This is a genomic window from Paenibacillus sp. 1-18 (assembly GCF_000520755.1).
Lineage (GTDB): Bacteria > Bacillota > Bacilli > Paenibacillales > Paenibacillaceae > Paenibacillus > Paenibacillus brasilensis.
In genome coordinates, this window is sequence record NZ_ASSB01000085.1 from 1 (window position 1) to 11,812 (window position 11,812).

The 11,812-nt window shown below is 39.2% G+C and carries 9 protein-coding genes and 2 pseudogenes; 2 read left to right on the plus strand and 9 right to left on the minus strand.

Annotation, left to right across the window (positions count from 1 at the left end):
• From L693_RS30455 to L693_RS0106230, 9 genes and pseudogenes are all read right to left on the minus strand, one after another.
• Positions 1-219 (minus strand): annotated as a pseudogene (locus L693_RS30455) (site-specific DNA-methyltransferase); the annotation flags it as partial.
• A gap of 287 nt (positions 220-506) precedes the next feature.
• On the minus strand, positions 507-1,442 hold the full coding sequence (locus L693_RS28910) for a CPBP family intramembrane glutamic endopeptidase (RefSeq protein ID WP_081752088.1): 936 nt from the start codon (positions 1,440-1,442) through the stop codon (positions 507-509).
• A 12-nt stretch (positions 1,443-1,454) separates the two neighbouring features.
• A complete protein-coding gene (locus L693_RS0106200; RefSeq protein ID WP_049825074.1) occupies positions 1,455-3,998 on the minus strand; it encodes an ABC transporter permease in 2,544 nt (847 codons plus the stop codon).
• Between the two features lie 20 nt (positions 3,999-4,018).
• The gene (locus tag L693_RS0106205) at positions 4,019-4,702 is read right to left on the minus strand and encodes an ABC transporter ATP-binding protein (RefSeq protein ID WP_025716532.1); all 684 of its coding nucleotides are present in this window, start codon (positions 4,700-4,702) and stop codon (positions 4,019-4,021) included.
• Between the two features lie 3 nt (positions 4,703-4,705).
• Positions 4,706-5,923 carry a site-2 protease family protein gene (locus L693_RS0106210; RefSeq protein ID WP_025716533.1) on the minus strand — a complete coding sequence of 406 codons (1,218 nt, stop codon included), beginning with the start codon at positions 5,921-5,923 and terminating at the stop codon, positions 4,706-4,708.
• Positions 5,924-6,120: 197 nt separating this feature from the next.
• On the minus strand, positions 6,121-6,276 hold the full coding sequence (locus tag L693_RS30460; RefSeq protein ID WP_167518609.1) for a hypothetical protein: 156 nt from the start codon (positions 6,274-6,276) through the stop codon (positions 6,121-6,123).
• Between the two features lie 53 nt (positions 6,277-6,329).
• Positions 6,330-7,787: a radical SAM/SPASM domain-containing protein gene (locus tag L693_RS0106220; protein WP_025716534.1), complete on the minus strand. Its 1,458-nt coding sequence runs from the start codon at positions 7,785-7,787 to the stop codon at positions 6,330-6,332.
• Positions 7,784-9,181 carry a radical SAM/SPASM domain-containing protein gene (locus tag L693_RS0106225; RefSeq protein WP_025716535.1) on the minus strand — a complete coding sequence of 466 codons (1,398 nt, stop codon included), beginning with the start codon at positions 9,179-9,181 and terminating at the stop codon, positions 7,784-7,786. Before L693_RS0106225 ends, L693_RS0106220 begins: the two co-directional genes overlap by 4 nt.
• A gap of 602 nt (positions 9,182-9,783) precedes the next feature.
• Positions 9,784-10,152 (minus strand): hypothetical protein, encoded by a 369-nt coding sequence (locus L693_RS0106230; RefSeq protein WP_025716536.1) that lies wholly within the window; start codon positions 10,150-10,152, stop codon positions 9,784-9,786.
• A 112-nt stretch (positions 10,153-10,264) separates the two neighbouring features.
• Here L693_RS0106230 and L693_RS28915 point away from each other — a divergent pair.
• Together L693_RS28915 and L693_RS0106245 are read left to right on the plus strand one after the other, a co-directional pair.
• Positions 10,265-10,441 (plus strand): annotated as a pseudogene (locus L693_RS28915) (IS110 family transposase); the annotation flags it as partial.
• Positions 10,442-10,878: 437 nt separating this feature from the next.
• Positions 10,879-11,358 carry an IS3 family transposase gene (locus L693_RS0106245; protein ID WP_025716538.1) on the plus strand — a complete coding sequence of 160 codons (480 nt, stop codon included), beginning with the start codon at positions 10,879-10,881 and terminating at the stop codon, positions 11,356-11,358.
• Positions 11,359-11,812: the final 454 nt, after the last annotated feature.

Here is an 11,812-nt window from a genome sequence, read left to right on the forward strand (position 1 = left end):
TTGCCTGCCCATTACCATCGCTTGCTTTGCCCATATACCGCACTGTGCTAGTTTGAATCCAGCTCCAATAAATGCCTTCCTAAAATTCAAACCTTCACTATCTGCATGGAACACATAAATACTTGCTCCGTCATCAGCTATCTCAAACATTCGAGTATAAGCAGCCAAAAGGAAATCATAAAACTGGTGATTGTCCATTTTATCGTTCTCAATTTTCAAAGCATCCTTAGTCTACCTGTATAGTCCACATTGTAGGGTGGATCAGTCACAATAAGCTGAGCCTTCTTACCATTCATCAATGTTGCGATATCCTAAGGATTAGTCGAGTCTCCGCATATGAGCCTATGCTCCCCAAGTAGCTAGATGTCACCTTTACGAGTGATCGGATGTTCAGGTAATGCTTCATCCACATTTTCTTCGTGTAATGTATCCAGCAACTTCTCCGCTTCAGACCAATCAAAACCTGTTAGCTCAATATTGTATTCTGTTTCTTTAACTCATACTTCCTATTTTACAAAACTAGCAAGAATAATAAAGCTATCCATAAAAGCATGAACGATCATGGGCCCTGCTAGATTTTTTGTACGCATCCAGATCAAACCCATCAACAATCCTGTGATAAACCGCTCTGTCAAAACTGTAGATAGTGACCAAGTTAGGTTTCCGTGCGTAGCCCATGAAGTAAGGAAGTAGGCATACGGTACATGATAGATAGCAAACAGTAGAGAGGCTAAGAATAAACCGTTCACCTCAGACCTTGTGAAACTTGATAATCGAGATTGCAGAATGCCTCGAAACATTACTTCCTCTGTAAAGCCGGGAAGGAGAAAAGCCATTACTAAGCTTAATGGATAAAAAAGGACTGCTTGATCAGGTTTCTGGAAAACAGTCATCACTTTGGAAAGTTGTTCTTCGCTAAGGGAATAGAGAATAATTGGTATAAGCAAAACGCATGTAACTACAGCTAGCGTTATCGTTTTTCCCAATCCCTGACGCGTTAATCCCACTGAACTCAGTAACTCTCTAAACGTTCCACCTTGCTTCCCTCGCGCTGACTGAATCAAAATAAGCGGTACAATGACCAATGTTATCCAGTTTGTTTCCTCATTAATTAAAACGCGTAAATGCTCGTTGCCCAAAACAACACTGTAGATGATCAATACGATCACATACCAGATGAGGCTCACTTTTACTTCTTCATTCGATATCTGTACGGATGTAGTTTCAAGTTGATAAGCCCGTGACCAAACAAACACTACAACACCGGGTAAAATTACGCCAATAGCGTATACAGGATGAGATATCCATTCATCTGTGAGAACACCCATTACAACCAGTGCGGCGATATAAATAAATAGAACCAGCAAGGTGAAGGGCTGAACCCAACCTGTTAGACGGTTGGGTATTTGATTTGTCGGGATCTGAGAAGGAGCCTTTGACATAATAACACTCTCCTAACGTAGCATTTCAATTGGTTTTGCTGCCATAGACTGCAAAGATGCCAATAATGAAACGAGCAAGGTAACAAGCATCGACATCCCAATGCCGATTACTACCCAATAAGCATTCATTAACATGAGCGATACATGGAACACGGAAAGCAGTATGACGAAAGAGAAAATCAACGCCAAACCAGATGCTACGACACCTGCTACAAAAGAAAGAATCGCTTTTTCAGTTAAAATAGAGGAAATTAGTTTTCTTGTAGAGACACCCACGGTTTTCATAATGGCAACATCTCGTTTTTGTTGTAAAAGTGAGATCACCACTTGATTCCCAATCATTAATCCAGAAGTTAAAAAAGCAAGTAAAGAGACGATAGAAAAAAAATTACTAAATGTATCTACTACATTTTGTAAACTCTCTGCCACGGTTTGCTTGATGGAATAAGCCATTGCAGATTTAGGCAGCTTTTGGTTGAGCAAATCCAAGATGTCTTGAATCTTACCTGCATTTGCGTCTACATAGTAAGAAACACTCGTTGATTGACCGTACTTCTGCATGGTTTGTTCAGGAAGGCGTATCTCTGCTGTCTTAAATAAATTGGATTCGAAAAAGCCAATGACCTTTACATTCATCGTTTTTTGGTCCAAGTTAACTTTAAGAGTATCCCCTTGTTTGACTCCTAATTCTGTTTGGAAGTCTTCAATTAACAAGGCGTGTAGAGCACCGTTGTCTTCCGGAGTAAAGTCACGACCAGAGGAGATTTTATACGAATGGTTTTTTTCTTGTAAGTCCACAGCTTCTGTAGAAAATTTCATATTTTCGAACACTTTACTGGTTCGCCCTAGACTTTTCAGTTTCTCAATCGCACTTTGATCGTTTATCTGTAACAACTGTGTTTCTTGTTTATATCCTTTTTTATAGGAGATGACTCCGTCAGTTGTGCTCAGTAAATGCTCAACTACTTTTACGTCACTCGCAGAGGAAGTGAGCAACACATTTCCTTTGGATTGGACTTCCATTTGCATTTGAATCACTTGGATAAGATTATCTGTAAGTACATGACTTAGAACGACAGATAGCACACCAACGGTCAATGTTACTGATAATAGACCATTCCTTTTGTGTGCCATCGATAAGTTATGTAAAGCTAAATAGATAGGTTGAGAGAAAAGTGATTTTCCTCTCCCCAAAAGCCGAAAGAGTAATCCAAAGATCCAAGAAGTTACATTGATTAGTCCAATTATCAACAATAAGATCACCATGGACGTTAATGAAGCGAGAAGCAAATTAGATATTTGAAAAGAACCGACTGAATCAAACATGACATCCTGCAAATAGAAACCAACCACTACGCTTGCAAAGAAAAGGGTCTGTAGCTTTTTAAAAAAAGGTAATTTCCCCTCACCTATAGGCTCTGTTCCACGAAGTAACTGTAAAGGAGACATATGTGATACGCTACGTAACGGCATCCAAGCTGCAATAATAGTTACTAAAATACCTACTGGCAAAGTGGAGACAATCGCTTGCCAACTAAATTCCCAATGAAGAGGCAAGACAAGAACAGCACCCATATAGGAGGAAAACCACACACTAGCAATTTCTCCAACCAGAATTCCTCCCATTGTTCCAAGTACCCCGATTAAAAATGCCTCGACAGCAAAACTGTACATGATGAAGCTGTTTTTGAGACCAATGGCTTTCATCACGGCTACTTCTCTGATACGAGTAGACATCATGATCGTCATTGTATTAAAGGTAGTCATACCGGCTATAGCAAGTGTAATGAGACTGAACACACGCAAAAATAGCAACAAAGAGCGGACGTCGATTAGCATCTTTTTCTCTTTGTCACCTGAATCCAATACATTACTTCCTTCGATGGCAGTAGTTGTATTTTTCCGTATCTGTCCGATTTCTTCGTTGTTCGTAAGAGTGACCCACGCTTCATTTGTGATACCTGGTGTTAAGTTCTGCAATTGTATCAACTGATTGTAACCCATATAGATCATGCCAAAAATCATTGAATCTCCATATGACTCTTGGGCCTTTTCTACCAATCCACGAATTTGAAAAGTATTAAGCTCGCCCTGTTTATTCGGAAGTGAGATGTTATCCCCTTCTTGCACTTGTAAGCGATTTGCGAGATTTTTTGTGATCAAGACCTCGTTTTCGCGTAACGAGCTGACACCTGGAAGCATATCTTCTCCATAGAGAGGATACTGTTTGGGATCAATCCCTTTCACAAAAGCATTCGTTATTTTGTGGTCTGATTTGATCATCGTGTTTGTAACATACCCTATCGTCATGTTTTTTCTTGCGTGATCAGGTATCACTTTTTCCAAATCTGTCAGAGTAGTAGGTTTCATATAAGCTTGAATTTCGATATCTCCCCCTAAGACTTTCTTGGAGGATTCATGTACTGCCTGCGGTACAAGTTCAGAAAGCATAGACATACAGAAAAAACTCGCTACTCCTATGGCTATACTTGTCATCGTAAAAAAAGTTCTTAACTTATTTCGAAATAAACTCCGAAAAGAAGATATCCACAACATGGAAGCTTCACAACCTTTACTTAATTCTCTTGGATTTGCCCATCTAAAATGTGCAGTACTCGATCTGAAACTTCGGCAACGTTTGGATCATGTGTTGCTACGACAAATGTTGTGCCTACCTTATCTCGGAGACTACATATAAGATCAAGAATGAGTTTGCCGGTCGTCGAATCAAGATTTCCCGTCGGCTCATCGGCAATGATGATGGATGGATGATTGGCAAGAGCTCTGACAATGGCTACCCTTTGTTGTTGTCCTCCCGACAGTTGACCTGGCAGATGATTACAACGTTCTTTCATTCCTACCAAATCCAGCAGCTCAAGCGCTTTTTGTTCCATCTTGGAATTACTTTTTCCTTTTGCAGACATTAAGGAAAGCATTACATTTTCTTTGGCAGTCATGGTGGAGATCAAATTGTAAGCCTGAAAGACAAAGCCAATCTTTTTTGCGCGATACTCAGTGAGCTGGCTCTCAGTCAAACCAGTAACCTCATCACCGTCAATCATTAATTGACCAGAAGTTGGTGTATCCAAGGTTCCTAAAATACCAAGCAAAGTAGACTTTCCACTTCCGCTTGGTCCCATAATACTGACAACCTCACCTTTACGAATGTCTGTATTAACCCCTTTTAAAACTTGTAAGGTACCTGACTCTGTTTGATACTCTTTTCGGATATTTCTTACTTCAACAATTACTTGAGACAAAGATTATCCCTCCTTCATCATTTGTTTTATTTGTTTTATTTGTTTTTTCTTTTGTATAAGGCGATAGCTCATGTTCAAAACCAGCTGTACGAGGATCACCAACACAAGCATCCATAATCCTTTGGTACTTTCCAAAGTCAACGGACGTACTGCTAGTAATGTATGGATCATCGTATACAAAATATATGCAATCACTGCTGTTGCCATAAGGATATAAAGTGAAAAGTAGAAAAGTAGGACAGAACGAAGCTTTTTCTCCATCATTCTTATGCTCTTGTGAAAAGCTCCCCTCGACTCCTGATGACGCAGTAGATATCCCTTTATTCCAGTTTTAAGTAAGGTAAAGGCTCTGGTATGAACATTGTAAATACCAATTGCATCATTCAATGCCCAAAAACCATCATAACGTAGGATGGGGTTTAGGTTTAAAACGACAGAATATAAAATTAATTGGTTAGCAATCAGTATGTCTCGTTCCGCTGCCAAACTATACCAAATTGCAAGACTGGATATCATTATTAATTGGAAATATATACCTGCAAAATCTATTACAACCCTCTTCTTTCGGGGTAATTTCCACGCTTCACTAAGATCTACAAACATCACAGGCACCAACATATACAAACCTATCCCAATATCACGTGGACGAATACCATATCGGTATGCTGCCACTACATGCCCAAACTCATGGAATAAAATAGATAAGAGAAGAAGAATGAGTGACATTCCAACTCCACTAAAAGTTCCAAATGCCCCCATCATATCTGCCGTTTGCACTTGGTAAAAGTTCAAAAGCAAACAAAATCCCATCCCAAAGAGCATGAGGATTGACCAAGGTTTTTGAAATAACCAATGAAAAGGCTTCGCTATTTTTTCAAAACGCTCTCCTGTCATAAGTGGGGTTCGAAATAAAATAGCTGAGTTATGTTCAGACTTTTTGGCATAACCAACAAGTACACCGTGAGGAAGCAATAGATTCTCAACAAAATAGCATAACTCTTCTATTTCGATATATAGATCGTATTTCTGTTTTAACTGCTCTTTTATCTCCTCGTATGATAGATTTCCATTCATACAGGAGAATATGTTGAGTAATCTCTCTGTAACTTTTAATTGCAGCCCTGTTTCAAAAGAAACAATATAGTGACTTCCCTTGTCCCAGATATCCATGGGACTGACTGTATATGGAAATAAATGAGGATTGCTAATTTTCCTATCCACATTTTCACCCCAAAGCAGGATAGAAACTCCACATAAAAGTGGAGTTTCTTCGTTGATAAAAGCAATACCGAAACCAGTTCCTGATTTTCACAAGAATTTAAGCCTTCTAAAATTCCTGTTCACACAACAAAGTTCTGAACATTCCATATTTGCAAGATATTTTGATGCATTAAACTTGGTGTATAGCCGAATAAGTACTAGTTAACTTTAACGCAACAAGTCCAAGGTTGGAAACAACAGGAACCAGCATTGATAATAGACATTTCATCGCGATTCTCTAAAACTTCCATTTCGTCTGCTAATTCAGTCCAAAGCTTCGTATTTTCATTAACAGAATGAATTTTAAATGACATATTTCTCACCTCCTTTCATGAAAGTTTCTCTTCACATGAACCGGATTTGAAGTCTACTTATGTTGCACCTGTAAAAAGATTCCTTCATTCAGCTTCACATAGGTTGAAATGGTTGGATGAGAGTAGTTACAGTGCGGCTTAGTTATAGACCCATTGCGCATCAAGTTTGAGTAGGCACACCCGCCGCCACAGAATAGAGAAACACTACACGTGCCGCATTGTTCGGAATCTGTTATATCCCTTTCCCACATGTTATGTTTGATGGGATTAATCACAAACTCTGGATAAAATGTCCCAATAGCAAGCTCTGAACGTCCTACAGATTCTGGGCAAGCGTAAATCGCTCCTTCCGCACCGAAGGCATAGAAACGATGTTCTCTTGCACTACATTCTTTAAAAATTGGAAGTGTGTTAGGTATAGAAATACAACTATCACCAGGGTTGTTCATAACCCAGTCTTTGGAGGTAATGGCCTGACGAATTCTTGAAGTTCTCATACTTAAATCTGTACCAAGCTGGACGCTGTACTTTTCCAGAAACTCTTCCAAATCGCCAAACTTCTCGTAAAGAGCCACTAGTAGTTTATGTTCAGGTAAGTGGTTAGGTAAATTGTCGCCATAGTGGTCAGTAACGGGGGATATCTGCCAGAAAAATAGTGGGTGCTCGTGCCAGCCCTTCTGTTCAACAAAAGAGACCAACTCTTCTAGATGATCAACATTATCCTTGTTGATATTTGTGCGCAATGCGATTCGAAAGCCGCGCTCTAATGCCATATCAATGTTTCGAACTATTCTATCAAACGTTCCTTGACCGCCAGCTGTAATCCTTCTCTGATCATGAATCGACTTAGGCCCATCTACAGAGATTTGGAAATAATCCCATTCTTCTTTATACTGTTCAAAAAAATCGAGATAGTCATGTAGAAAAGTCCCGTTGGTAATGGCATATATTCTAAAACCGTACCCATCGACAGCTCTTCTCACAACTTCCCTAACTGTTTCGCGAGTTGTAGGCAACAGAGGTTCTCCTCCGTAGAGCATCATACGATGTGTTGCATTTTGATAACGACCTTTTTCTTTTTCCATTGCAAGGATCCCATCAACTGCCTTAAACATTTTGTCTATTTCCGTCATTGTGAGTACATGTGATTTTTCGTGGAGTTCATGTCCTTGATAGCAGTACGGGCATCGCAAGTTACACATATAAGTCGTACATACATTAAAAGTAATCCCTGCAACAGAGGTATCTTGCAACCGATAAACGTGGTCTCGTATTTCAAATAACTTTGCCCACTCGGAATCACGGCTTTCGTAAATATACCCTCTTTTTTCAAGGAATTGATACAATGGTTCATAATCTTCATTTCGTGAAGGGACATCACCTTTTCGAATACGATCTAGGAATTGTTTCACCTCCACACCTATTGTATCAATTGCTCCACTCAAGGAATTAATGAGAACATAATCACCATTCGATAGTTTATAGAATGAATTATATGTGCTAGATATCATTTGGATGCCCCCCCTTGAGCAACAAGATCATTACGGATAGTATCAAGATATTCAAACACTTTACTATCCGCGTGTGTACAATGAGGTTGCTCAAGGTTTCCAAAAGTAACTAAAGCCTCAGTTGCACAGCCTCCACCACAGATTGGTGCAGAGGAGCAACTTTTACATTGGGTGATTGTAAGTGAGTTGAACTCATTCCACTTTCGCCACTTCCGATCATTAAGATTCATTTTCGGAAAGTAATCTCCGATTTTGAATTCTGGTCGACCGACAAGATCAGTACAAGCATAGATGTGACTATCCGGGCCAAAAGCAATTTGTTTTCCCTGCACAGATTCACAGAATACCGTCTGTGGGAAAAATGGTTGTGCGTGCCCCTTCAACTCAGGGTCTAACTGAATCAATGGCTGCATAAAACGCCACATGTCAGGCCCGATCATAAGCTTTCTTGAAGCAACAAGCTCATCAAAATCAGGAATATCACGACGAAGTAGCTTAATAATTGCTACTCCCTGCATTAGGTTTTCTCCGGTACTCTGGCAAGTATGATCGGTGATAGGGGCAAAATGTATTCCAAAATTCTCATAGTCAAGATACTTATTCCCTCTAAAATACTCCACAAGTTCGCCTACTCGTGAAATATTAGAATGATCAATATTAACACGGACTACAATACGCAGTTCCTTGGCAAGAGCTTCTCCAATCGCATGGACGATTTGTCGAAACGTTCCTTGACCGCCAGCCAAAATGCGGCGTTGGTTATTTATGTCCTCAGGTCCATCAATAGTCACTGCTACACTGATTCGATCACCATAACTTGCTAAAGTATCGACAAATGAAGCAATATGGAAACCGTTCGTATTACAGCCAATACGAAAATCCCATTCTACAGCTTTGTCACAGATTTTTTTGATAATCTCCTGTGTCATAGGGAGAAGTGGCTCTCCGCCAAACAAGTGAAGGTGTCCTTTCGTAAGACCACTTTTTTGATGAAAATGTTGAATTGCATTCCATACGCCTTCCAGTTGCTCATCTGACATAATCGAAACTTTCTCATGAATATCATGATCTTCAAAGCAGTATGGACATCTAAAATTACAGGCATAAGTAGGACAGATAATGTATTGCATGACATCTAGACTTGTTGCAAACTTCATAGCCTGCTTTAAGCGTTTTTCTTCTTCTTCTTTAGAAGAAAAAATATATCCTCTTTGTTTGAGATGATGAACAAACTCTTGCTCTTTACTAGATAAAGCACTGTATTCAATAGACTCTAACTTGTCAAATAATTCAATCATTTCTTCTGAAAAGTAGTCAACCGAGCCTGTTAAGGTATTGATAACTAGTGATTCTTCTTCTAGTTCATAACGTAAATAATACCTGTTCTTTATCAAGAAAACGATCTCCTCTCATTCTCACCTTATTTTTCTTATTTATGTCTCCCTTTTTAAAAGGGAAGGATTATATTCCCTTAACCTGTAAAAATGGTGTGCTCAATTATGAGACACTACATCTTATTTCATTTGTGAAAAGTGAATAATTTCACAAATGAAATACATTAAATAAGTATAGTAGTTGTACACCTATTTTTTATTTTCATGATTTATGTAGTTTATTCGAACCCAATCTCACGACAAAACCGACCACGCGTACGGTAGGACCAGATGTATAGAAATATATCTAAACAGAATTACTCACAAGATCGCCTCCAGAGAGCCGTGATTCATACATTCTTTATAATTTATCGGTAATCCTTCTAAAATTACAATTTCATTATAGTTTTATACATAAAATGTGTGTTAACAACAAAAATAGTATAACTCATCAAACTTCTCTTTTCATTAGGAGGTTTTATCGAATTTATAGGAAGTTTTATCGAATTAAGTCGAATTCTATAAGTTCACATATAACAGCCCTCTCATCAATCAAAAGGGCTAGTCTCAATAGGATAGACTATGATATTTTCAATCCTACCGATATATCAATGCCATCCACTTCACGCCTTGAGTGTACAAAAATAATACCGTCTGAAACTGGAGGTGAACGCACAAGCAATAAGCAATGCATCATCAATTAGCTCTGCACATACGATGGAACCGAAGCCTGCACCTTGATTTTTTTCATTGGTTTCAATTCCTATTTCAAGACTATCCCCTATTGTAAAGCCTGCAAATGCAGTAGAAGCAGGAATATCTACGTTCCCATCCAAATCTCTCTTTTTAAACGCTAAAAATGTTTCCTCATTAAAAATGAAGTTTATTCTCTGATAATCTAGAACCTTGGTATCTTCTTCCGCTGAACATGATTTTTTATAGGGTTCATTGGGGTTCTTTTTGATTAGATGGCTTCCTAAAATAGCATCCATTTTTGAATAGAGTGAAGCTGGATATACTTGTGGCCATTCAAACTCATTCCTGACATTTTGGACATTATGGAATTGTCAATACTAAACTAGACAGCTTTTCGTATTATCAGGGGCAAAGGCGACCCAATTAAGAAAGGTGAAAACGGATGCAGCAGATGCCTGCTATTTAGCAGAAATGTATTGCCGGGGAGATGTGAAGCCTCATCGCACATGGAACGAGATGCTTACGGAGCTTCAGCATGTCACACGGCAGCATGAATTTGATAGGCTACAGTTAGTTGAACAGAAAAAATGGGGGCTAGTCGGATGAAGCAATAGAGAAGGAGCGAGTCTACGATGTCCAAGCCAAGACGAACCTTTAAAGCTGAATTTAAACATTAAATGGTCAATTATTTCAAATCGGGAAGATCATGAAGAGGCATGAGTTGGTTTCCAACTACACCGTGGCGCAATACAAACCCTTACGAACGGGGTCTAATGAATCCCAAGAGACGAATATCCTCCAGCGAAAATTTGAGCAAAATCAGCCTTTTGCCGTGGTCGTCAGTGATTTAACAACGTACCTGTGCAAAATAAATGGCATTATATATGCTCAGGCTGTCGAGAAACCCCCTGTTTTTTTAATGAGGTTTAAAATGGCCATTTTGATCAAATAAAAATGGGTCCTCAGATCGTTTTAAATCGATTTTTGTTTTAAAAGTTGAGTCTCCCCAAATAAAAAATAAAGTGTCGAGAAAGTCCGTTGGACTTTCTCGACACTCTGGGCATTATATATGCTTATTTGTTGACCTCTACAACCGTGAGATTATTGGTCATAGCAGCGACTCTCGAAAGACAGCTAGCCTGGTCTACAAAGCCATTGCAAATATTTCCGTACGCCTGGATAGGATTCAGATGTTTCATAGTGACCGTGGCAAAGAGTTTGATAATGCCCTGATTTCCAATGTTCTAAGTACGTTTGGAATCCAGCGGTCTCTGAGCATGAAGGGCTGTCCCTATGACAAGGCTGTAGCGGAAGCCATGTTTAAAGTATTTAAAGCAGAGTTTGCAAACCAAGTCCATTTCCAAAGCGCAGAGCAACTAGAACGGGAACCTTGGGACTACGTGAACTGGTTTAACCGCTATCGTATTCTCGGGACTCTGGGATACCTCACGCCGGTGGAGCTAGAAAAATCTCCTCATAATTGTTGTCCAGTTTTCTGTTGACGATCCAAGGTAAAGCTTATTGATGATGAAAGGTATGGACTCAATGCTCTACTTATTGAAGGAGGAGAAAAAGAGCGTGTAGTAGATCTCAGTGGTAATGGAAAAACGTTAGCAGTCTTGAATCTAGCTCAAATAAAACAATTACAAAATCTTTATTTGACCAAAAGATAAAAGAAATGAAGGCGAAAGATCTGGACCAGCTACCAACAACGAGGATTAGATCAATTATCGGTACACGTTGAGTAGCATCCAACCCCCTCTAAATTCGTTTTAATGAGAGTCAGTACAGTTGAGATATTGGAGGAAATTAAGCCTGCCAGCAAACTACAGCTTCCCACCCCCAAAATCATAGATACCGTTTCGAGGAAGTGCACCGTAACCGATAAATTAGTAAGCATCGAAAAAACTTAACATATACATATCGGATTAACCCCCTAAGTTTGGACACTAACTC